Source organism: Atopococcus tabaci DSM 17538 (assembly GCF_000429585.1).
Classification (GTDB): Bacteria; Bacillota; Bacilli; order Lactobacillales; family Carnobacteriaceae_A; genus Atopococcus; species Atopococcus tabaci.
In genome coordinates this window covers 1-22,228 of sequence record NZ_AUCD01000011.1, presented here as the reverse complement: position 1 = coordinate 22,228, position 22,228 = coordinate 1, and the positions used below count along the sequence as shown (strand labels likewise).

The following is a 22,228-nucleotide window of genomic DNA, read 5'->3' as shown; positions in this document are numbered from 1 at the left end:
ACATACACTAATCATCAAGCATTGAGTATGGCGTCCAGAACATTTCTTAAGTGAGTGGAAGACGTCCCTTTTGTGTAAGAAAAATACATCACTTCAATATCTTTTTTGGCGAATTCTTCCTCATACTTATTCCATTTTGGAGTTCCTTTCCAGTCATCTCCTTTAAAGATGCGATTGAAAGGAATGGTATCTGCTGCTTTCAGCTTATCTGTATCTGTTTCCGGAACGGCTTCATCGACAAAGCGAATGGCCTTCACAATTTCAATTCTTTCTTCAAATGGGATGATTGGCCGTTTCTTTTTGACTCGTTCCACTTCTTCATCAGTCGTGACACCTACAATGAGGTAGTCGCATTCTTGTTTTGCCTTTCTCAATATGTTCAAATGCCCAATATGAAAAAGATCAAATACGCCTGTTGTGTATCCAATTATTTTTGACATACTTCTCCAGCCTCTCTGCTTTATTTACAAAAAAACTATTTAAAAAGCCAAGCAGTGTTTAGTTTACCATTTTTCATTGTTCATTAAATACTGAATTTTCAACAAACCATATGCTGCTTGATTCCACCCATTCGCATAAGCTTTGGAAAAAGGGAGGTGTTTTTTCTTGATTTTTTTCAGTTCTTTTTTTATTTCTGAATCAAGTTCGTAATTTAAATGCTCGTGGCTTTTTATTTTGCTCAGGTACTGTATTCTCTCTTTTAAGGTCATAGGGTTTTCCTCATGGAACACTTGCTGAGTATACATATTCATGATCAGCTTATTGATTTCGATTATCTTTCGAGCTTTTATTTCGGCAGTATCCGGCATCAATTCAAAAATACGAGCTTCCGATTCAGACGCCAAAACCATCGATTCCAATTTGTTCATGCTGAACTTTCTTGAAGTCGAGAAATCATTTCTGCGGTAATGAACGTAATAAGAATAAGGATTCACCACTATCTTTTCTGCCGAAAGGAAAAAGCGGTATGAAAAGTCAGCATCTTCACTGCCGAATCTCATGAATTCATTAAACCAAATATCTTTCTCTTTAATGGAAGAAAGACGGTACATGCCGTTCCAAACGTTCATCAACAAACCTTTTGATTTGATGGAAAAGTAATGGGTCATCTTTGAAGCTGTGTCATAAAAAGCGAGTTCTTTGAGAGGGGTCTCCTTCTCTCTTAAGACGTTACCGTTTGAATCAACATCAATCAATTTTCTTCCAAATTTTACCATATCGGCATCGTATTCTTTTGCCAAAGAATAGTTGTCAGCAATCAAGTTCGGCAAAAAGAAATCATCGTTGTCACAGAAAGCTACGTATTCGCCTTTTGCTGCTCGAAGCCCTGCGTTGCGGGCACCACAAATTCCTTTGTTTTCTTCCAAGTGGATGACGTGTATCCGACTGTCTTCCTCTTTCAGTTCATCACATATCCGACCGCTGGCATCTGTGGACTGATCATTGACCAAGATGATTTCAATGTCTTCCATCGTTTGGTTTCTGATTGAATCGACGGCTTGCTTTAAGAATTTTTCCCCATTATAGACAGGCATAACTACACTTACTTTAGTCATTTTACAAAACCTTCTCTTTAACTGAATTTTATAACGGCCTATTCTTGAACGAAGGCCGTTATTTTGTCGTACACTTTTTCAAGTGCGGTTCCTTTTTCGAAACTTCCTTGGAGCTGGTGATGCTTTTTGATTTTCGTCTCGTGCTCTTTTTGATCGAACTGAGCGATTTTCTCAGCAAGATCTTGATTTGTTCTGGCAATCTGGAACGGCCATTTTTCAGGCGGCGTAAAGAAAGAACGAGCTTTGTCATACTCTTCCAAGTCAGGTGCAAATACAAAGGCCGGCTTTTTGGTGATAGAAAAGTCCCACATCACCGAAGAGTAGTCAGTGATCAAAACATCAGCTGCCAGCATCAATTCTTGCATATCGTCATAAGCAGAAACATTGATGGCACCTTCGTATTGTATTTTTTCGTTCAAGTAGTAGTGCATTCGAGTGAATACCACCCATTGTCCCCCGAATCTTTTTTCCAACGACTGGACCAAATTGTCCATGTCCAGCCATTCGTATGAAGAGTCGTCTTCTTTTGTGCGATAGGTTGGAGCATACAACACAATTTTTGTTTCATTGTCCAAGCCATAAAAGTCTTTTACTTTCCGCTTAATTTCGTCTGATCCTTCAAATAGAATATCGTTTCTCGGCATCCCAATTTCGAAAAATTTCTCTTTGTCAACTAAGTGGTTTTTGGACTTTGTTTCTGTAAAAGCATTGCTGCTGGAAATGAAAAGATCCACTTCTTCAGAAATGATTTCCAATTTTTTGATTTGTTCCTTGCTTTGGTTGTAAGAAAGTCCGGTTTGTTTATACGCACCGCCCCCATGCCAGGTTTCGATGTACTTCTGTTTCTTTCTCAAAGGAACATATGTTGGTATGGAGGCATTCGAAATGATGACCTTGGACGTCAAAAAATGGTACAAAAAAGAGAGACCTTTGTTAGGTATCGTCTCCGTATTTTCAGTCGCTTTCAACTTTGGATTGTCCGGATTTTTCAATACCCAAACATGTTGGTACCCGTTATCCTGATTCAAGAGATATTTGTGGATGTACTTGGGGTTACATGTATAATCTCTGCCTGAATAGGCCATGTACAAAATTTTGTTCCTTTTGATTGGAAACACATAGAAGATTTTTAAGATAATTCGCAAAAACACAATGACTATATAATTCATTTTCTATCACTTAGTCCTTTTCTCAATCATTTTTTCAGTATGCTGTTAATGAATTCCGCATACCATTGACTGACTTTTTTTATGTCATAACCTGAATCTTCAATATCCTTCAAAGAAACAGTTTCTTGTCTATTGTCTCTTGAGGTTGTGCGTATGGCTTCAACCCAAACAGCATTTTCCTCATTTAAAGACACCGACGTCACCAAATCAGTAATGACAGCTTCATCCGGAACCGTGGTGGAGACTACACACGGCAGGCCGCTTGCTTGGGCTTCGACTACTGAAATTCCCAATCCTTCATATAAAGAAGGAAATAGAAAGACATCCATTGCTTGGAGCAAATCATATGTGTCGCTTCGTGCTCCCAGCATGATAACTTTGTTGGTCAATCCCAATTCAGCAACTCTTTGCTCGATAGATTCTTCCAATTCTCCATCACCGACCAGCACCAATCGGCTGTCAGGATGCTCTCGCTGCAATTGATTAAATATGTCGAGCAGACGGAAATGGTTTTTTGATTCATGGAGACGCCCTACATGCCCAACAACAAATTCATCCGTCAAATTCAAGCTCTGCCGTACATGCTCTCTCTTTTCGGGGTCAAAAATGAATTGTTTGGCATCAATGGCATTGTTCATGATATGGAAATTCGGCTGTGTGACAACTTGATCGCCAAACAACCATTCCCCTGCTGTATGCGAGCAGGCTAAAAAATAATCCGCTGTATGTCGGATTCGTTTTTGCATCAGATTTTTGACAGCTGCTGACAGTCCGCTTCCCGAAGAAATGCTGTGACTGTGTGATATGGTCCGCAAACCATACTCTTTAGCTATTTTCAAGTAGATACTGGCGGTGCTTCTCACATGCCCATGTATGATAGCATACTCTGGGTGCTCTTTAAATAACGTTTTCCACGCATCACGGTATTTAAAGTGGTTCTTCCCAGTATATTGAGGCACTCGAAAGATACGGGCACCCATGGATTCTGCCTCTTTTTCGAAGGCTCCTTTTTCTTCTGAATGGACCACAAAATCAAACATGATTTCAGAACGATCGATATGACGAAAAAGGTTCATTACTAACGCTTCTGCGCCGCCGTAATTAAAGTATCCCAGCACATGTAAGATGCGTATTGGTTTGTTCTCCACCATAATTTCTCCTTACTTTTCTCGGTTTAGAAGTGGAAGCGATCAGTCGTTTTTATTTCCTATCTTTTCAATTTCTTCTATATACATCTGTAATATCAACTCACGACTGAATTCTCTTTCCATCTTTTTCCTTCCAGCCAATCCCATTTCTCTCTTTTTTTCATAGGGCAGCTGTATGAATCTTTCTATCGCTTCGGTCAATGAGTCTACATTCTTCGCCTCAAATCCAATTCCTGATATGCCTTCATCAAAGGTTTCTCTGCAGCCCGGAACGTTTGAAGCTAATACTGGTCTTCCAGCCGAGGCAGATTCAAGCAGCACATTCGCCATCCCTTCATAATAAGACGGGAGGATTGTCGCATGCGATTCCCTGATATACGGTCTGACATCAGCTTGAGGACCTAAGTACTCGACCAGGCCTTCTGCTTCAGCTGCTCTTACCCGTTCAGTGTCTTCTTCTAAATGCCCTTCCCCGATTATTTTGAATACTACATCCGGGAATGTTTTCTTGACTCGCTTAATGGCTTCGATCAGATCGAATATGCCTTTATCTTTCATTATTCTTCCGATAAAGACAAATTGAAGCGGAGTTTCTTTTTCGGGATAGTCTGCAAAAGCATGCCTTTCCAGGCTGACTCCCGAACCAGGGGTCATTCTGATTGGAGAATTCACCATATCGAACTGTTTCATTTTTTCGAGTATAGCCGTATTTTGGACAAAGACAGTCGTTGCTTTCTTGGTTCCCGCTCGGTAGAGTGTGCTGGTTATTTTTTGCAAGATACCAGGATTTTCCATCGCTCCGCCCAAACCTGTCATCATAGGTATGTAGGGTACAGAAGTCATACGGGCAGCCAATCCGCCATAAATGTTTTGTTTTGTTGTATACGTCAAGATGACATCCGGTTTTTCATTCTTTATTATACGAATATTATCTCGCAGTAATTTCAAATCTGTCAATGGGTTGGTCGTCCTTCCCACAAGAGTGATGTCGACTAATTTAACACCCATTTTTTCAAAATATTTTATTTCTTCTCCGTAAGGCACCACAAGAGTGATATGATACCCCTCTCTTACAAATCCATCTATAACTTCTTTTCTTAAGTTAAAAGTATAGGCAGGATGATTAGAAAAAATAAGCACTTTTTTCATCTTGCTTCCTCCGAACATTCTATCTATTTTATCAAACCAAATCTATTCAATTATATAGCAAAATAACCAACAATGCAGTTCTATTAACAAACTTTTAAGAATTCACGTTCAGATGAACCATAATAGAGACACAAAAGGCCCTCCACTCCAGATGGGTCTGGAGTGGAGGGCCTTCAAGGCATTTACTAGTCTTCTACAAGAAAGGCAGTTGATCCCCAATTGTATTTATTTTTCAGATGTGATACATAAGAAGATGCCCGGCTATGGTTGTGGAAACCTTCTATATATATTCTGTAGTAATAGTTATTTTTCGAATCAAGTACTGGCTTGCTTCCCCAGCCATTTTGGTTGAAGTAGTCTGTTGCTCTGTTGACATGGTTAGGAGTATTAAACGTTCCTGTACGGACGTAATAATGCGGAGTCGAATCAGTTGATTCGAGAATGAAAGCAGACCAGCCCAACTCTTTCATATAATCTACGCCTGACTGTGCACTGCTTCTTCCATTAAAGAATCCTGTTCGAATTCTATACTTGCCGTCTGAACCGTGTACAATCGTAGCAGAATATCCGCTCAAGTTCTCGAATTGTTTAAGAGCTCTTTCTGCTTCTCTCAATGTGTTAAAGAACCCAGACCGTACGCGATGACGTTGAGTGCTGTTACCAGATGGAACCATTGAAGCGCTCCATCCTTTTTCTCTGCGCAATTGGTCAATGACACGCTGCGCCCCTGCTTCACCTAAAAAGTCTTTAGTTGACTGAATTCTTCTGTACGAATAAGGCGCTTTGTTTTCATCTCGTTCAATCCGATAAGAATACTGACCGTTTTCAGCTTTCAATCGATTCATTTGTATCGTAGTGAACTCTTTCCCTAAAAATGTTCCTGTACGAACATAGTAATGATTTCCGGTGTCATATTGAGTCAAATCATACTGGTTGATGATTCTTCTGATGGCAGCGTAGTAATTAGGATCGGTAGCATAGCCTTTTAACCCGTTGTTATTTAAAACATCCCAAACGGAATTTGTATTGCTTCTCCACGTACCAGCATAGTAGCGTCTATTCCAAGACAATCCATTCCGCAACAAGTTTGCGTAGTCTTGAAGCGAGGCATCATAAGACGGATAGTGTCTGAAGTTAGCCAATACGTTGACTCGTTGTCCGCCGTATACTTCCCACGTCCACATCAATACAGATTTTCCGTTGTGCGATCCTTTGATTCCGCTCAAATTGTGATACGGAGCACTTCCTAAGGAACTGCGGCCGTAATTACTTTCGTGAGCAGCCTGAGCAATCATAAGTGAAGGCCACAATCCTTCACGTCCTTCTTGATTAGCAACCTGAATAGCTCGAGGAGCGATTTCATCAATAAACTCTTGAGGTGTTGAGAACTGAGATGTAGCCCCACCTTTATAGAGGCGTGCTTTGTCACTCGGCGACAGCATCTCTTCGACTCCCCGTCTCGTTACAGCCAACCGTGTTCCTACAGGGACTACGTTGATATTTGTAACATGGGAATTCCATTCTTGTAACTGACGTACACTCAAGTTAAATGAAGACGCAATGAGACTGAAGGTGTCGCCGCGTTTAACTGTGTATGTACCATCACTGGCTGCTGTAAGTCTACGAGCACCGAATGTAGAAAACATTCTCATACGGGGAGCTGGGGCTTCTTCTGTTTCGCTCTGCTCGTCGCCGTGTAAAATCTCGTCCACACCGGATTCTCTTGGAAATGAGTGTTCACTTGATGGGCTTTCGTATTCTTTTATCTCATGATACTCTTCTTCAATCGGCTCTTCTGCGAGCTCTTCTTCCTCTGCCGCCTCTGTGTCTTTTTCTACATTCTCTTCTTCGGTAGCTTCTTCCTCAATCTCTTCTTCAACAATTTCTTCTGCAAGTTCTTCTTCGATAGTCTCTTCTTCGGACTCTTCTTGATCGCTTACAGTATTGTCTTCTTGTTCGACAGCACTGTCACTGACAGCTTCTTTTTCAGAATTATCCAGCTTTTCTTCAGCCTCAGTGTCGATAACTGTACTGTCCAGTTCATCAGTCACTTCTTCAGTTTCTTGGCCGCTTTCTTCTTTAGGTTCAGCATCTTCTTCAATGCTTGCTATGTATGAGTCAAAAAGGTCGGAAAGGTCCGCCTCAAGGGTATTTTCTTCAGTTTCGGTATGCGTCACTTTCAAGACTGTACCTTCGTTTGTTAAGTCTTCCAAGCTTAATTGGACATCCAGCTGGCTTCCAGATTCAAAAACTAAGCTTTCCTCAAATGACATTTCCAGAGAAACAGTATAGGCATTGTCAACTGTGCCGGATATGTGAACAGTCTCGCCATGAAATGTAAGTTTGATGTCACCAATACCGTCTATGTTGTTGTCTCCATCTGCTTTACTGATTAACTCAGCCAAAAAGAGACTTGTTTCTTCTTCCGAGGCCAACAAAACATTTTCATCAAGCGGCGCAGCAAGTACAGTTGGTGCTCCAGTGGTAAATAAAAGGGCACTGCTCATCAATACACTGACTAACTTCTTTCTTTTCATCTTTTCCTCCTAAAAAATCTATAAATTTACATACAAAAGGTATAGCATATGCTATACCTTTTGTATGTTTAAACTAGAATTCAATTAAAACTGAATGATTTTAACAGGAACATCATACCCATTTAATTGAATCCGTTGATTATTATACCAGTTTTTTGTTGTTTTATTAACCCTTGATAATAATATAACTTCATTTATATTAACCATTTTCGGGTCAATTTGGGCAAAATCTGTATAAATAGACACATTTTTGTCGAATTTGTTGATTAAATCTTTCCATTCGTTTTCTGTGACTTCATCATACAAAACAACTTTATGTTCTTCTTTTGGCATGTTGATATTTTTTAAGCCTTTTTCTATTTGCTTCTCTCTGTCGACCTCTCTTAGATGATTCAATCGTACCACTTTATCCGTCTCTTTACGGATGTAGTCGTATAACGGAGTGATCTTTTTGTCGAGTGCATTGATAAGCAAGGCCAAAAGTATGCCTACGATTCCGCCAACTGCAGCCGCTATCGCTGCGTAGAGCACAACATCTCGAACAATGACGCCTGCTGGAGCAGTTCCAGAGTCAGCATCAGTAGAATATTGATCAGAGTAATCAGGCATCAGAACTTCCGGCTCGTCTTCAACAAAGTAGACTGTTTTGTTTTCCAACACCGGAATTACGTCTTCTTCAATTGCGTTCATAACGATGCGTCCCAGTTCCAAACTTTCTTCCCTAGTCCCTCTTTGGAAGTGAAGTTCATACACACCTGAGTCTGCCAAATTCTCAATGTGTATGGAAAATTCTATTGCTGGAGTAAGTTTTTCTCCAAGCTCTGCTTCGACATATTCCAAGACAGTATCGTTTCTGAATACTTCTCTCATGAAGGTGGTGTTTGCTATTGGCTCATAGTTTTCATGTTCTGCGTAAATGGTCAGTTTGTATGCTCGAGGCAATAGATACTCTTGCATTGCTCTGATTTGAGGTTCTGAATAAACTTCCAGCGGCCACTCTGCCATTTCTGCAAAACGTTCTTCACTAAGCGCAGGACTTCTCATCTCTATTGGAGAAGCAGTTTGTTCTTCTGAAGTGTCTGCAGTCATGTGAGCGTAAATTACATACCCTCCAATTGCCAATGCCAATAAGATCATGGAGCCAAGAATAATTTTTAAATTATCCTTTAGAAAATAGTAAAAATCTCTGATCGTCAATTCATCTTTCATATCAATATCCCCTGCCTAATCATATACTTTAATGTGTTCTGGCATTTTTTTATTCAGCAGCTCTTCTTCTTCAACGCCTTGAGAAGATACTTTGTCAAACAATACTTTTATCGTCTGCAAAAGAATCTTCACATCCAAAAGCAAACTGTATTTCTTTATATACACCAAATCAAAATTCAATTTCCGGTTAAAGTTCGTCGTGTACTTCCCGTATACTTGAGCATAGCCTGTAATCCCTGCTCTTACATTGTGTCTCAAATCATAATACGGATTCTCTTTTTTAAATTGTTCAACGAAGAAAGGACGCTCAGGTCTTGGGCCGACTAATGACATCGTTCCATTCAATACGTTGAACAATTGGGGAAGTTCGTCAATTCTTAGTGAACGTAAATATTTTCCTACGAATGTCACCCGCATATCGTTTGCGGAAGCTAATACAGGTCCCGACTCTTTTTCAGCTGTCGCAGACATTGTACGGAATTTATAAATGTTGAATTCCTTTTGGTCTTTTGTCACTCTCACTTGCTTATAAATGACCGGTCCGGCAGAGGTAGCTTTAACCAACACTGCTGCGATCAACATGAGAGGAGAAGTCAGCACAATCATTGCAAGCGACACGATAATGTCGATGCTTCGTTTAATGACATCGAACTCAGGAGAGATACGGAAGTTAGACAACTCGATTACGCTCTCGTCTTCAATGTTCATAATATTGGGATTGACCATCAACAAATGTTCGAAACTAGTGTCAACAAATATTTTCTTATTGTTCCGAACAATCAATTCGTAAATCTTTATTCTCTCCGCATAATCCATGTCGCTCGTAAGGTACACAATATCCACGTCAGACAAGTTATTTTTTATGTGTGTGTAGTAATTTCCAGTAACCGCACAAGTCACTTTATGTCTTTTGTTTTTCGCATTCTCAAAATTGTAAATGCTCTCAGCCAAGTTTTCTTCTTTACCGACAACCATCACTCTTTTTGTTCCTGCGATTCTTTCATACAGTTTGAACACTGCAATCCGCCATAGGAACAAAGCGAATGAACTGACCACAAAACTTATTGCAATAATGGATCTAGGAAAAGTGAACCACCTTCCGAAAAACGTCATCGCCATAATCATGATTGACAGCACCACTTGAATGATGACGGTCAAAATCAATATATCCATTATTGACTTGTTGTAAAGAACATATACTCCAAATAGAACATTCAGCACAACAAATGCTGTGATGATATAGATAAACGCGTTCTCATAAGCCACGTAGTTAAATGACGGAATCTCTTGTCCATATCTCATATAAAAGGACAGTAAAATTGAAATATGGTAAATAAATATTTCAACAATTCCAATCAGTATTTTTTTCGTTTTGTCGAAACCTTCTTTAGTCTTCACGATTGTCTTTCCTTTCTTATACAGTCCAATGGATTTTTGTATGTGTCTGCCGCATAAATCAATACGAGTAAAATCAAAAACCAGAAGCCCGATGACAAATACCCGCCTTTAGCAAAATTCATCAGCCCAAAGACAATTCCCAATGGAGGGTTCACCACTATAAGATAAGCAATTCCCAGTATATAACATATAAAATAAATCAGACCTAATTCCGTAAAAACATAGGCGTAAATATTCCAAAGCATTCCCGGTGTCTGCATGAATCCCAAACCCATTAAATAATTTTCTTTGTTGATATACCTCCAGCTGATTACCAGCCGCTCATATCCAGAAGACTCAGTCCCAGAAATCAGTTCAAGTGTTCGTTGAATCAATGTGATGTAAATAAAATCCCAGGACAGAAAAAGAACTAATAAAACACCCAATATGATGAGTATTGTTTTTTTGTTCCACTTTACCTTTTCTTTTGAGATCTTAAGAGACTTAATTGCCCATAACAGAACAGTAGCCAGCATAATAAATACCGCACTGTAGGATAAAGTGAATAAGATAGAAACAATCAAAACAGCCACGACGGCGTAGTTAGGTTTGTACTGAGTTTTATTCAGTACATTCACCATCAATACGGCGTTCAGATAATAACCTAGATGGGCCGGTTCCTCGAAGATACTCTTCATTCTGACAATGGGGATGTCTCTCCGATACAAATGCCCATCCAATCTTGTGAACTGTAACAACTGCTCATAAGGAAGGGTTAAGCCCAAGTGCATATCTGCGTAAACGGCAAAGGCAATGTACACTCCCAATACGCAAACAACTAATGCCGCTGCGTTGTTCCATCGAATAAACGTACTTTCCAAGCGCTGTACTTTAATAAAATTATAGATGCCAGCAACAACCAAAACATAAAAACTCAACTTTATAATCGCGATAAGCGCTGTTCTTGAATCGAACTCCTGATTGACAAGAAAGTGATACAAGGAGTGTGCGCTGATCATCCCTATCGGAACCGCCACACATTTCCACTGAGCAATTGGTATTTTGTACTTTCCAAAAACCAACAGGATTCCCATTATCATCCCAAGTGCCAGTTCTGTAAACGTAAACGCCCCATAGACCCAATCACTAAGCATGAAAGAAAAGCTGATTAAAAAAAGGAGAATATGATTCAGCAGAGGCTGTTTTTTAGTGAATTGTGCATCCCAATTTGCCATCAGAGTTGTTCCCATACTGTACTACTCCTTGTACTATACAATTTCATCTAGTTTTTCGCTTCTTTCAAAATACGTTTGGATTTCTTTTATAATTTTCTGACTGGCTTTTCCGTCACCATAAGGATTGAGTGCTTTGGCCATTTTTTCATATGCTTTCAGATTGTACAGCAGCTCTTCCACTTCTTTTATGACACTGTTTTTTTCTGTGCCGATCACTTTCAATGTCCCGGCTTCAAGCCCTTCCGGCCGCTCCGTTTTGTCACGAAGAACCAACACAGGCACATCCAATGCAGGTGCTTCTTCCTGCAGCCCTCCTGAATCGGTCAGTATTACCCAAGATTGATCGACTATTTGGTGAAACACATCGACTCCCAACGGTTCAACCAAATGGATTCTTTCGTGTTGTCCCAGCATCTCATTTGCCAACAATTGGATTTTAGGATTCAAATGCACTGGCATCAAAATTTCGATTTCAGGATGTTCATCGGCTATATGTATTACAGCCTCAAACACATTTTTCATTGGTTGCCCATGATTTTCTCTCCGATGCATCGTTAAAAGGATCCATTTTTGATCAGCTTTCGCTTTCATCAGGTCCAATATGTTGTGATTCGATTTAGTGTTACTTGTATAGTGGATTGCATCGATGACGGTATTGCCGGTTACCATTATCCGGCTTCTGCTTTTTCCTTCATTCAGCAAATTTTGTTTAGCTGCTTCAGTCGGAGCGAAATACAAATCCGTGATCGTATCAATCAGCTGCCTATTCGCTTCTTCCGGAAATGGGAAATATGGATCGTAAGTGCGCAGTCCTGCTTCCACGTGCCCAATGGAAATTTTATGGTAATAAGCAGCCAAGGCGGCTGCAAAACTGGTGGTTGTGTCACCATGAACCAAGACCATATCCGGCCGCTCTTCTAAGTAAATCTTATCGATTCCTCTTAATACATCCGTTGTGATGTCAGCCAACGTTTGGTTTTGCTTCATCACATTTAAGTCGTAGTCAGGCTTAATATTAAAAACGTCCAACACCTGGTCCAGCATTTCTCGATGCTGAGCAGTCACGATGACAATTGTTTGAAAGAAGTCTGCTTGTTTCTTCAACTCACGAACCACTGGAGCCATTTTAATCGCTTCTGGCCGAGTGCCAAAAACAACTGCGACTTTCTTTTTTTTCATCTTGCTTCTTCTCCGTTCTTATGTGAACATGATTTCACTTTTTCTATCGTACTCGTTTTTGCCTCAAGCAACATTCTATCATAAAAAGAACCGTTAACGATAGAGAACACAGCCTTTTCATGATCTCCTGTAAAATAACGTTTGGATTTCATTTTCATCGGTTTGCCCTCTCTATCGACTGCTTCATGGATGCCAGTCTTAAAAAAAGTTTGTCTTTCATAGAGATTGAACTGAGGCCGCTTATTTTCTTTTCTTGTTCCGGGGACAATTCATTTCGGATCAACCCGCTATAAATAGACAGAAGCTGCCTTTTTAGGAACCTCTTTTGTTTTGTCGTTAAGTTCAGATTCTGAATGTCGTTCTCCAGCGTACAGAAAACCACCAGATAGGAGTCAAAAGATCTTTTTTGATGTTCTTCACTTTGCTTTGTCATGGTAGAACCATCTCTGTATCTTCTGTGATAAAAAGCCTCATTCAGATAAGTCATTTTCTCCACAACAGAAAAGAGCCGCGCAGTGAAATACTCGTCTTCATGCAGGACCCCTTCCAAGAAGAATAAACCATGTGTATCGATCACTTCTTTTTTAATCAAATACAGACACGGAGAAGCAGAAAAACTTTTGCGATTTTTATGCAGCAGTTCATCGCCTGCGTATACTTTTTGGTGGACCAATTGATGCGAAAAGTCATAACGTCCTTCTTGCTGTATTGTTTCAAAAGAGTTTTCATAAAAAACAGTACCATTGAACCGAACCAAGTCTGCATCGGTTTTTGACATTTGCTTCACCAGTTTTTCTATTGCATCTTTTTCCAGCCAATCATCAGAATCCATGAAATAAAGGTATTTCCCTTTTGCGATCTTCATCCCTTGGTTTCGTCGTGCACCTTGTCCTTTGTTCTCCTTATTTTCAAACAATAAAATAGTGTCCTCGTAAGAACGAAGAAGTTTGACAGTCTGGTCCGTCGATCCATCATCCAAAACGATGACTTCAATGGGAGAATATGTTTGAGCAAGCAGCGAATCCACACATTCTTCTATATAGTTTTCCACATTATATGCCGGCACAATAATACTTACTAACGGGTTTGCCATTGGATACTCCTTCCTGCAGCACTCTCTATCTTTTTACTCGTTGTATTTCCATTTTGATGCGCTTCACCTCTCCGGTTAAAAGCAACCCCGCAATCCAAACGATAACAAAGACTATTCCTTTAATAAACAAACGGATGAAAATGCTGAAAGGCAGCTGAGGCAGTACAAGAAACACACCCGCTTGCATCAAAGTCAGCAAGAAAGGTTTTTTCAACACTTTCAAAAAGGTCAACAGCGAGTCTTTAAACATGATTTTCATGAGTAATATGTTCGCTTGAACAAAATTCATGCTGAACGCGATGACCAAAAAGCAAGCCACCGTTTCGATTCTTCCTAACAGCACCCCAGTCACAATTCCAGCCACGTTCAAGACAGTAGAAAGAATTCCTGATAATAAAAGTAAATCTGTCCGATTTCCGGATTGGAAGATTCCCCCAGTACTGGACAAAATCATTTGGATCCACACAGAAAGCGCGAGTATTTGAAACACAGGAACACTGCTCCCCCACTGTCCGCCGAACAGAAACATGATCACTTCTTCAGCCGTAAAAAACAGAAATATTGAAAGTGGCATGCCGAGCGTGGCCAGCATATTGGAAATACGTAAGTATACTTGCTTGATTCGTTCTTTTTCGTCTTCATAATCCGATAGAATCGGGTGAATCACTGACGTCACCAAGCTTGTCAAGACTTGGTTGGGGTACAGAGACACTTGGTATGCCTTATCGTAATAAGCCAAAGAGCTTGCTGAAAAATACCGGCCAATCAACAAGCTGTCCAAGTTTCTAGAAAAATAATTGATGAAGTTGAACAAAAATTGGTTGCGGGAAAAAGTATAGATTTTTTTGAGCGGTGCCCATTCAAATTGGAAACGGAACTTGGTGTCTGTTTTTAAGTAAAACACTAAAAACAACGTGGCCGCTTTTACTGTGTTCCCTAGAATAATTGAATAGTAACTGAATCCTAAAAAGCCGAGAGTGATCGAGACGATTCCCGATATCACAGCTCCCATCACGGTTGTCATGTTGACAAGCCGGAAATTTTTTTCTCTCAATAATAAAGATTGGGGGACAACAAGAATCCCATAAAAAAACACTGCTATGGCAAGTATCATACTTATAGGGATAAAAACTGTGTTCCCATAGAATAAGCTCATCGGATAACCCAAAAAGACAAACAAAACACTTAATCCTAAAGCGATATATATGCTGAAGGAAAAGATCGAATTCACTTCTTTTTGGGTCAGTTCTTTGTTTTGGATGATTGCAGGTCCTATGCCAAAATCAGCTAATAATTGAAAGAATACTAAAAAGATATTAACTGCTGACACAATACCAAATTCACTGGGGGTTAATATTCTCGAAAGGATCGCCTGCACCAAAAGCTGCACGGCCACGATAGAATATTTTCCGATTGCCGTGTAGAAGATCCCCTTTTTAAATTGCTCTATCATTTCATAGCCGCTCCTTGATTAATCTGTTGGTTCATTTCTTTCGAACTGACTGACGAATTTTTTTGAACAGAAAAGTATAATTGTCAGCAATCCCATTGCGACTTTTCATCAACATCAGCGCTGCGTTAAATTTTTTCCGCTTGAAGGCTTGCATCAACAAAAATCGGAATGGATGAGCTTCTTTTTTGCTGCTCACGCCTTTAGTTATACCGACTTCATTCCATATGCTTTGAAGTCTTTCTATTTTTTCTGATCGAGTAAGCGGACAATCTCGATGAGCAAGATTGGCTGTTTCCAAATAGATCACATGAAAATATTCCTCTGTGATCAAATCCTTAAATTGCTCTGCTTTGTTCCAACTTACCAAAAGGTGTTCAAACGTTTTTGCGATTTCATATTCCATTTCCATGCGATCCGCACGGTACCGGTTCACTGCCGAACCCTCATGGGTCATGTAATGGTAGTATACTTTGCGGTTAAAGAAGACACGTCCCATCTCTTTATAAACACTCAAGTTAAATAACGCATCTTGCCCCAGCCGTTGATTGGTGAAACGAATTTGCTGCTCAATAAGATACGCTTTCCGGTACACCTTGTTCCATAAAGCGTAGGGCGAAAAGAGATAAAAGTTTTGAAAGTGTGCACGGAACTCTTCTTGTGTCTTCAACCTTGGCATGTTCGGCAAGTAATGGTCTTGGTGAACCTTTCCCGACTGATCCATCAGTTCATTCACATAACCAAACACCACCAAGTCCGCTTGGTCTTTTTTCATGATGGCCAGATTGTCTTCAATCAAATCCGCATCAAAGTAATCATCTGGATCGGCAAAGTAAATATATTCTCCGCGCGCTTTTACGAGCCCCGCATTGCGGGCAGGACCGGATCCTTGGTTTTCTTGGTGGATCACATGAATCCGCTCATCTTTTTCTTTGTATGCCTCACAAATGTTTCCAGATTCATCCGTCGATCCGTCATTGACGAGAATGAGCTCCCATTCGGACGACGTCTGTTGCAGAGCACTCTCAATGGCTCTCGGCAAGTGTCTTTCCACATTGTAAACAGGCATGATAATGGACACAATTTCCATACAATAATTCCCTTCTTCGCTTAATCTTAGCCATTATATCACAGCGATAAAGTGGTTGGGCTTGAAGCCGGCAATTTCTCATAAAATTCGACGTCTCTTCATAAGACAGACACAACAAAAACCAAGGCTTAACAAGCCTTGGTTGACTGGTGGTTAAAATTCTTTTTCGCCATCGTGTGCCACAAGGGACGCGGCGTTGATTTCTTTGTGATTCGTCAAGGCTTCCATCAATTCCGCTTCTTGCTTAGTCCGAATTTCCAAAATCATGTCCAACCCGTTTCTTGAAAAGTTACGGGATTTGATTTCCACGTTTTTAGCGAACTGATTAATATCAGCTATGATTTCTTTTTCTTTCTTTGGTTCTGTGATATTCAAGACCAATAAGTACGGCGCTTTTCCAAGAGGCATCAAATCCAACAGAATCAAGAAGACAGTGACGAAAATGGAAGATAAGATCGCTACTTCATAAAGACCTGTTCCTGCTATGATTCCTGTATGGACGGACCAAAACAGGTAAACCATATCCAGCGGGTCTTTGATCGCGGTCCGGAAACGGATAATGGCCAATGCTCCGATTGTTCCTAAGCTGACAACCAAACTCGTTTGAAGCGCCATAATAATGGTCGAGATAAAAAATGGAATGAGCGCCAATGAAATATTGAAATGCTTTGAGTAAAAACTTCTTTTTGAGACGTAACGATAAACGAAGAATTCATAAAACGATAGAATTGCAACTACCGTCAACATCGTGATTGTTCGGGTCGTTGAGATTTCTGTGTTGTTGAGCCCGTTATTAATGCCATCTAAAATTCCTGATAATGTATTCATTATATGCCTCCATGCTTTTGGGAAGTAACTCTTCCCATGTAATACTTAGAAAATGTTGCCTGTTCCAACGAATCCAATTGAACTACCTGCTTGATGTAATCAGGTAAGAGCTCGTCGTATTTCACTTCCAATAAGTGTTGCCCTGCGTGCAAAACGGGGATTCTCGTGTAGTCTCCATCTAAAAATCGATTCAACTCTTTCGAACAAGAAATCTGTCGATCCATCGTAACCCGGACATTTCCTGGAAAATCAATGAACGCTGTACGTTCATAATGAATGATGACCTTAGGTGCGAACCGCTTCATCATGATTTGCAAACAAAATTCTTTCAAGAGCGGATCTTCCGCTTCCCAGTAAAGAGCTGCCACATCCCCCGAGTACAATTGGTCGTATTGATTTCGGTTGATAGTACAGCTTGTTTTGTGGGTCATACTGTTTTCTTTTTCTTTCTTTTCCAACAAAAGGAAATCGGGTTGACTTCCGTAATACCGAATCCGGTATTTCTTCCGCCGGCCGATACTGATTTCATTGTGGTTCAAGCAGTTGTCATCATAATCGTCAAAATACAAACTCCTTACTACGTAATTGCCATACTCTTCATCTGTGTATGGATCAAGCTGGACCAAAGGAGTAAGGCGACTTTGAACGATGTCCAAATCAAAATCCGTACAGAAATATTTCATCTCGTTCCGGTATTTTTTATCTGTTTCTGTCATGCAGCGCCCCTCCTTGGACTGTTTCATAAATGAAGCGATCCATATGAACCAATCGATTTTCAACGTATTGTTTCAATGCGGACGCATCTTCCGCATACGCCGCTCCCGGCCAACGCGCATGGTTGCGGGCAGCCGCTCCGGAGCCATAGATGTCATGTTCGTATTGTTCGAGTCGATGTAACAAATGTTCTTCCGACCAAACCGTTTCTCTGAGTTCTTTATACCTTTGGATAACTTCTTCAGAGATATCTGTCATTCCCAGTTCTAGTGCACGTGTAATAAGCGACGGACGAAGCACTAAGTTTTCGCCTGCGTGTCCCCGTACTTGTACATTCAATGCATGTTCTTGAGTCCATCTATTTCCCCAAGTCAAATCGAGATCCCAAGGAGATTCTAACATCAAGTGCTGACCTTCTTCCCAATACGCCATATAATTACGGTTCTTTGTGTCATTGTCATGCGCTTGCGTGAGGGTGTAGAAGAGGAAATAATCAATTTGATTGGGTAATTCCGCCTTTGTCTGCATGTAGTCACGAAGCGGTTCTTCTCCCGCTGCCATCGCGTCTAGATGTTGCATCAAGGGCTCCCATTGCCTGTAGTCATTCAATGGCTCATCTGGATAACGCAGTTCCACGCTTCCTGCAATCAAGCTGTTACCGGATTGTTTGAACGTCTCTTCTTGAGGTGCTACGTTTGAAAAGATTCGGTAATAAAAATCACTTTCCAACGAATTCCCTTTGTCCTTATCCAAATCCAACTGCTTCTCGTCTATGGGGAACATTAATGTATAGGCCCCCCAATAGCGATCTCCGATAAAGACTTCCACAAACTTTCCTTCTGTTCCGTTGTCTACGTCCAGGGAATTGTTTTGTGCGGAAGTTTCGTACCATAGATTGGTGGAGAATGTGTCGCGGATTTTTTCCGGGTCGCTGTACGGCGCATACAGTATCCAATCGTCGTCTTCACGCATTCCTAACAATGACAAATGTTGGTTGCTTTCTTCTCCACTGATGGAAAGATCACGTAAGTTCAACCGCATTTGTTTCTGTGGATACCTCAGACTGGATGCTCCTCTCAGCCGAACGTATGTATAACTTTTGACAAGCCGTTCCTTTTTAGCGACTCCCTCCCGGTTGTCATAGAGTTCGAACTTGGCCCAAGCGTCTTCTATGCCGATTGGGTTGTTCTCATCACCTGGCGGATCCTCCAATTCAATCTTAACTATCGGAAGGGTTGTGAAGCCGATTTGGTATTCCTTGTATTGCTCGTCATTGTAAACAAGCAACTGAAACGTCTTACCTTCTGATAACTTTTGAGGCGTCATATCTTCTTCCAACAGCGCGACTTCATAATCGGTCGCATACGTTGAATGAGTTTTCAATTTCAAGTCAAACGTTTCTTTCTCCAATAATTTCCTTGTACTCCTCAGACTGTACCGCAGCATCTTCTATCGCCATCGTGCTCCTGAAATCGAGTTTGGCCACGATGTAGAAACCGGTTAACAAGCTCGACAGAAACAAAGCTACTTTGATTCGTTGTTCTCGTTTCACGCACTCACCCTTTACCTTAATATTACATTTTTTTACATTCCTTTTCATTCTCCGAAATCCAATTACTTTATTCAATCAAATTTTGAAAACGTTCACCAACTTTTCGAAAACGGTTTAGTTTACAAGAGACTTTTGAATAAGGCACATTCCCTTTTTATCTCCTTGCTTTTGGGTTAAAATGAATGTGATTGTAAGCACTGCATATTTATATAAATGGAGGATGAACATATGGCGATTCTAGTCACAGGTGGTGCCGGATATATCGGCAGCCACACAGTTATTGAATTGTTGAACGAAGGGTATGAAGTCATCGTGGTGGATGATTTCTCCAACAGCAAACCCGAAGTATTGGAACGCATCCGTTCGATCACAGGAAAAGAGTTTGCGTTTTATCAGGTGAACCTGTTGGACAAAGAAGCGTTGGAAGTCGTCTTCCGTGGTTCTGACATCGATGCGGTGATTCACTTTGCCGGATTCAAAGCGGTCGGAGAATCGGTGGAACAACCGTTGAAGTACTACCACAACAACATCACCGGTACACTTATGTTGATGGAATTGATGCAGGAATACAACGTGAAGAAAATGGTCTTCAGTTCTTCGGCGACGGTTTACGGCATGAACAACGAAGCGCCGTTCACCGAAGACATGCCGTTGAGCACGACCAACCCGTATGGAACGACCAAATTGTTTATCGAGAAAATTTTGCAGGACCAGCAAGTGGCCGATCCGGAATGGAGCACCGCACTCTTGCGTTACTTCAACCCAATCGGCGCGCATCCAAGTGGACGTATCGGCGAAGACCCGAACGACATTCCGAACAACTTGATGCCGTATATCACGCAGGTTGCAGTCGGCAAGCGCGAGAAATTGAGTGTGTTCGGCGACGACTACGATACACCGGACGGAACGGGTGTCCGCGACTACATTCATGTGGTTGACTTAGCCAAAGGACACATCAAAGCGTTGGAGAAAGTGTTGGACTCCACCGGCATCGAAGCCTACAACTTAGGAACCGGTCACGGGTACAGTGTGTTGGACGTGGTCAAAGCGTTCGAAAAAGCAAGCGGACAGGCAGTTCCGTATGAAATTGCGGACCGACGTGCAGGGGACATCGGCACAAGCTACGCGGATGCCTCCAAAGCGGAACGCGAACTCGGTTGGAAAGCGGAACTCGGCATCGAAGACATGTGCCGGGATTCCTGGAACTGGCAGAAGAACAACCCGAATGGATATGAAACAGAATAAGTTGAATACGAAAGCGGCGCCTCGACCTGGAGGTGCCGCTTTTTTCGCGTTTCTTTGACAAAGATTTATTTATTTGTGATTCTTTGTCGATGAGCGAGCGTCTATTCGACAAAGGTGTCTGATCGTTTGAGTTCTTTGTGAATGAGGGAGGTTCTATTCCACAAAGAAATTCTCTTTCTCTTCTTCTTTGTCGATTAGAACTCGTTTTTCGTACCGTGTCCAACGTTTGGTGCCAATCTTCCTATTATTTTTCTCCAATGCGTACGCAAGTTGGCGATCAGATGGTTCGTGTCCGCACCATTCGCGGATGATTGAAACGGTTTTGAGACCTTCTGGGAAGAGAACTTCGTAGTCCTCAATCTGGCGTTGGATTCCTTTGATGGTGACCTCTTCCCACCCACACCGCGTGCATCGGCACGTTTGTTGGTTTTTCTTTGTCACGATTGCCCCTCACTGCGCACAGAAGATTCCTTTTTCCAAACTTTCAAACGTGTATTTGGGGATGTTTTCATGTGGGGTCTCCGGCAGCGTTGTTTCAAACAACCGTTTCATCACCTTTTCCTGATAGTTGGTCAGCCGCTCGTGCATCTTGTCCAATTCTCTCAAATGATTCGGCAGCACGGTCGGCAGAAGCAAATCCGGTCGGGGTGCCGCGCCATACAGAGTGAATTCCGGATGAACGAACGCCACATAGGCTTGAAAACTCATCTGGATGTTCATCTCCCTCATCAATTGACGGAAACGAGTTTGGTGCTTCTCCAACTGTAGAAACGGATTCAATATTTCATTCCCCGAACGGATCCGGTAAACAAGATTTTCTCTGCATTCGTATTCTCACTCATAGTTTTTCACTTCATATAAGCGAATCCCTGCCGGTGTCATCATGACGACATCCAGTTGGAACTTCACTCCGTTTGCCTTTAATAACAAGTCATGTGCAATTATGAGTTCGCTGGATAAATCACGGATCATAGAAGAAAAGTTACACTCCCCTTCATGCCCGCTTTCCAAATTGAAGTGGTACCGCTGTGCTTCTTGCGGGAGCGCCATCCGTTTTTTCAACGCCCGCATGATCCTTAAGTTGAGTGACGGGGTGACTTCGTTTAATTTTTTCATCGCTATCCCTCCTCTATTTAACTACGCAAAAAGAGGAGATTTTCACTTTTTCGTGTGTCTAATGGACAAAGATTCTTGATTGTTTGGTTTCTTTGTTGAAGAGAACCTCCCTATACGACAAAGAAAACTTTTTTTCATTTTTCTTTGTTGATAAGCCTCACTCTATTTGACAAAGAAAATATTTTTTTGAATTTATTGTTGAATACAAAAAAGCTACGCGGCCTGAACCGCGTAGCTTTCCTTTTATTTACTTGAATTGTAAAATTAAGCTAGAAAAATAGAAAACCATTTGTGATACACTCTCACTAAGTTCCAACCACGAAAATTAGAGGAGTGACCACAAATGGCCTACACACATCTTACCATGAAAGAACTTAGCTGGATAGAAACTTATTTTGATACTGGATTAAAACCTTATAAGATTGCTCGGAAAATCGGTCGATCAAATCAACCGGTCTATAATGTCGTTTCCTTCCTAAAGGAAGGCGGTTCAATTATAGAATACTTTGATCAGTATAAACAGAATAAATCAAAGTGTGGCGCTAAGAAAAAGACCTTTACAAGAAAACAAACCCAATACA

General features: G+C 41.1%; 21 protein-coding genes and 1 pseudogene. 2 read left to right on the top strand and 20 right to left on the bottom strand.

The window, feature by feature from the left end; translation table 11 throughout:
- Positions 1 to 14: 14 nt before the first annotated feature.
- The 17 genes from G470_RS0103070 to G470_RS14360 form a co-directional block, all read right to left on the bottom strand.
- On the bottom strand, positions 15 to 440 hold the full coding sequence (locus G470_RS0103070) for an FAD synthase family protein (protein ID WP_028273545.1): 426 nt from the start codon (positions 438 to 440) through the stop codon (positions 15 to 17).
- 63 nt (positions 441 to 503) lie between these two features.
- Positions 504 to 1,556: a glycosyltransferase family 2 protein gene (locus G470_RS13765; protein ID WP_051258392.1), complete on the bottom strand. Its 1,053-nt coding sequence runs from the start codon at positions 1,554 to 1,556 to the stop codon at positions 504 to 506.
- Positions 1,557 to 1,594: 38 nt separating this feature from the next.
- A complete protein-coding gene (locus G470_RS0103060) occupies positions 1,595 to 2,725 on the bottom strand; it encodes a CDP-glycerol glycerophosphotransferase family protein (RefSeq protein WP_028273543.1) in 1,131 nt (376 codons plus the stop codon).
- Positions 2,726 to 2,751: 26 nt separating this feature from the next.
- Positions 2,752 to 3,873 carry a glycosyltransferase family 1 protein gene (locus G470_RS0103055; RefSeq protein ID WP_205617876.1) on the bottom strand — a complete coding sequence of 374 codons (1,122 nt, stop codon included), beginning with the start codon at positions 3,871 to 3,873 and terminating at the stop codon, positions 2,752 to 2,754.
- Between the two features lie 42 nt (positions 3,874 to 3,915).
- Positions 3,916 to 5,022 carry a glycosyltransferase family 4 protein gene (locus G470_RS0103050; protein ID WP_028273541.1) on the bottom strand — a complete coding sequence of 369 codons (1,107 nt, stop codon included), beginning with the start codon at positions 5,020 to 5,022 and terminating at the stop codon, positions 3,916 to 3,918.
- A gap of 185 nt (positions 5,023 to 5,207) precedes the next feature.
- A complete protein-coding gene (locus tag G470_RS13760; RefSeq protein WP_051258391.1) occupies positions 5,208 to 7,559 on the bottom strand; it encodes a glucosaminidase domain-containing protein in 2,352 nt (783 codons plus the stop codon).
- Between the two features lie 84 nt (positions 7,560 to 7,643).
- Positions 7,644 to 8,768 carry a hypothetical protein gene (locus G470_RS0103040; RefSeq protein ID WP_028273540.1) on the bottom strand — a complete coding sequence of 375 codons (1,125 nt, stop codon included), beginning with the start codon at positions 8,766 to 8,768 and terminating at the stop codon, positions 7,644 to 7,646.
- Between the two features lie 15 nt (positions 8,769 to 8,783).
- Positions 8,784 to 10,166, bottom strand: coding sequence for a sugar transferase (locus G470_RS0103035; RefSeq protein ID WP_028273539.1), 1,383 nt, complete (start codon positions 10,164 to 10,166; stop codon positions 8,784 to 8,786).
- A complete protein-coding gene (locus G470_RS0103030; protein ID WP_028273538.1) occupies positions 10,163 to 11,395 on the bottom strand; it encodes a hypothetical protein in 1,233 nt (410 codons plus the stop codon). The genes G470_RS0103035 and G470_RS0103030 overlap by 4 nt, the downstream gene beginning before the upstream one ends.
- Before the next feature lie 18 nt (positions 11,396 to 11,413).
- Positions 11,414 to 12,559, bottom strand: a complete 1,146-nt coding sequence (gene wecB / locus G470_RS0103025) for a non-hydrolyzing UDP-N-acetylglucosamine 2-epimerase (RefSeq protein ID WP_028273537.1) — start codon at positions 12,557 to 12,559, stop codon at positions 11,414 to 11,416.
- Positions 12,560 to 12,713: 154 nt separating this feature from the next.
- Positions 12,714 to 13,652 (bottom strand): glycosyltransferase family 2 protein, encoded by a 939-nt coding sequence (locus G470_RS12545; protein ID WP_051258390.1) that lies wholly within the window; start codon positions 13,650 to 13,652, stop codon positions 12,714 to 12,716.
- 25 nt (positions 13,653 to 13,677) lie between these two features.
- Positions 13,678 to 15,105: a lipopolysaccharide biosynthesis protein gene (locus tag G470_RS0103010; RefSeq protein WP_035444967.1), complete on the bottom strand. Its 1,428-nt coding sequence runs from the start codon at positions 15,103 to 15,105 to the stop codon at positions 13,678 to 13,680.
- 31 nt (positions 15,106 to 15,136) lie between these two features.
- Complete coding sequence (locus G470_RS0103005; protein ID WP_028273535.1) at positions 15,137 to 16,192, bottom strand: glycosyltransferase; 1,056 nt, start codon at positions 16,190 to 16,192, stop codon at positions 15,137 to 15,139.
- A 153-nt stretch (positions 16,193 to 16,345) separates the two neighbouring features.
- Positions 16,346 to 17,020 carry a DUF4956 domain-containing protein gene (locus G470_RS0103000; protein ID WP_051258389.1) on the bottom strand — a complete coding sequence of 225 codons (675 nt, stop codon included), beginning with the start codon at positions 17,018 to 17,020 and terminating at the stop codon, positions 16,346 to 16,348.
- Complete coding sequence (locus G470_RS0102995; RefSeq protein WP_028273533.1) at positions 17,020 to 17,736, bottom strand: polyphosphate polymerase domain-containing protein; 717 nt, start codon at positions 17,734 to 17,736, stop codon at positions 17,020 to 17,022. Before G470_RS0102995 ends, G470_RS0103000 begins: the two co-directional genes overlap by 1 nt.
- Complete coding sequence (locus G470_RS0102990) at positions 17,720 to 19,144, bottom strand: CotH kinase family protein (RefSeq protein ID WP_028273532.1); 1,425 nt, start codon at positions 19,142 to 19,144, stop codon at positions 17,720 to 17,722. Before G470_RS0102990 ends, G470_RS0102995 begins: the two co-directional genes overlap by 17 nt.
- Entirely contained in the window at positions 19,125 to 19,286 is a 162-nt protein-coding gene (locus G470_RS14360) for a hypothetical protein (RefSeq protein ID WP_156907924.1), read from the bottom strand. The genes G470_RS0102990 and G470_RS14360 overlap by 20 nt, the downstream gene beginning before the upstream one ends.
- Positions 19,287 to 19,514: 228 nt before the next feature.
- Between G470_RS14360 and galE the strand changes: the two genes are divergently transcribed.
- The gene (gene galE / locus G470_RS0102980) at positions 19,515 to 20,531 is read left to right on the top strand and encodes a UDP-glucose 4-epimerase GalE (RefSeq protein WP_028273530.1); all 1,017 of its coding nucleotides are present in this window, start codon (positions 19,515 to 19,517) and stop codon (positions 20,529 to 20,531) included.
- A 153-nt stretch (positions 20,532 to 20,684) separates the two neighbouring features.
- Here the strand turns inward: galE and G470_RS0102975 are convergent, their stop codons facing one another.
- From G470_RS0102975 to G470_RS13755, 3 genes are read right to left on the bottom strand one after another with little or no spacing between them, the layout of a single operon-like run.
- A complete protein-coding gene (locus G470_RS0102975) occupies positions 20,685 to 20,972 on the bottom strand; it encodes a hypothetical protein (protein ID WP_028273529.1) in 288 nt (95 codons plus the stop codon).
- Between the two features lie 9 nt (positions 20,973 to 20,981).
- Positions 20,982 to 21,311, bottom strand: coding sequence for a hypothetical protein (locus G470_RS0102970; RefSeq protein WP_156907922.1), 330 nt, complete (start codon positions 21,309 to 21,311; stop codon positions 20,982 to 20,984).
- A gap of 54 nt (positions 21,312 to 21,365) precedes the next feature.
- Positions 21,366 to 21,647, bottom strand: coding sequence for a nuclease-related domain-containing protein (locus tag G470_RS13755; protein ID WP_051258388.1), 282 nt, complete (start codon positions 21,645 to 21,647; stop codon positions 21,366 to 21,368).
- 343 nt (positions 21,648 to 21,990) lie between these two features.
- Here G470_RS13755 and G470_RS0102955 point away from each other — a divergent pair.
- Positions 21,991 to 22,228 (top strand): annotated as a pseudogene (locus G470_RS0102955) (IS30 family transposase); the annotation flags it as partial.

Coding starts and splice junctions, on each gene's coding strand:
- G470_RS0103070 (WP_028273545.1), bottom strand. CDS start 440: ATGTCAAAAATAATTGGATACACAACAGGCGTATTTGATCTTTTTCAT.
- G470_RS13765 (WP_051258392.1), bottom strand. CDS start 1,556: ATGACTAAAGTAAGTGTAGTTATGCCTGTCTATAATGGGGAAAAATTC.
- G470_RS0103060 (WP_028273543.1), bottom strand. CDS start 2,725: ATGAATTATATAGTCATTGTGTTTTTGCGAATTATCTTAAAAATCTTC.
- G470_RS0103050 (WP_028273541.1), bottom strand. CDS start 5,022: ATGAAAAAAGTGCTTATTTTTTCTAATCATCCTGCCTATACTTTTAAC.
- G470_RS13760 (WP_051258391.1), bottom strand. CDS start 7,559: ATGAAAAGAAAGAAGTTAGTCAGTGTATTGATGAGCAGTGCCCTTTTA.
- G470_RS0103040 (WP_028273540.1), bottom strand. CDS start 8,768: ATGAAAGATGAATTGACGATCAGAGATTTTTACTATTTTCTAAAGGAT.
- G470_RS0103030 (WP_028273538.1), bottom strand. CDS start 11,395: ATGGGAACAACTCTGATGGCAAATTGGGATGCACAATTCACTAAAAAA.
- wecB (WP_028273537.1), bottom strand. CDS start 12,559: ATGAAAAAAAAGAAAGTCGCAGTTGTTTTTGGCACTCGGCCAGAAGCG.
- G470_RS12545 (WP_051258390.1), bottom strand. CDS start 13,652: ATGGCAAACCCGTTAGTAAGTATTATTGTGCCGGCATATAATGTGGAA.
- G470_RS0103010 (WP_035444967.1), bottom strand. CDS start 15,105: ATGATAGAGCAATTTAAAAAGGGGATCTTCTACACGGCAATCGGAAAA.
- G470_RS0103005 (WP_028273535.1), bottom strand. CDS start 16,192: ATGGAAATTGTGTCCATTATCATGCCTGTTTACAATGTGGAAAGACAC.
- G470_RS0103000 (WP_051258389.1), bottom strand. CDS start 17,020: ATGAATACATTATCAGGAATTTTAGATGGCATTAATAACGGGCTCAAC.
- G470_RS0102995 (WP_028273533.1), bottom strand. CDS start 17,736: ATGACAGAAACAGATAAAAAATACCGGAACGAGATGAAATATTTCTGT.
- galE (WP_028273530.1), top strand. CDS start 19,515: ATGGCGATTCTAGTCACAGGTGGTGCCGGATATATCGGCAGCCACACA.
- G470_RS13755 (WP_051258388.1), bottom strand. CDS start 21,647: ATGAAAAAATTAAACGAAGTCACCCCGTCACTCAACTTAAGGATCATG.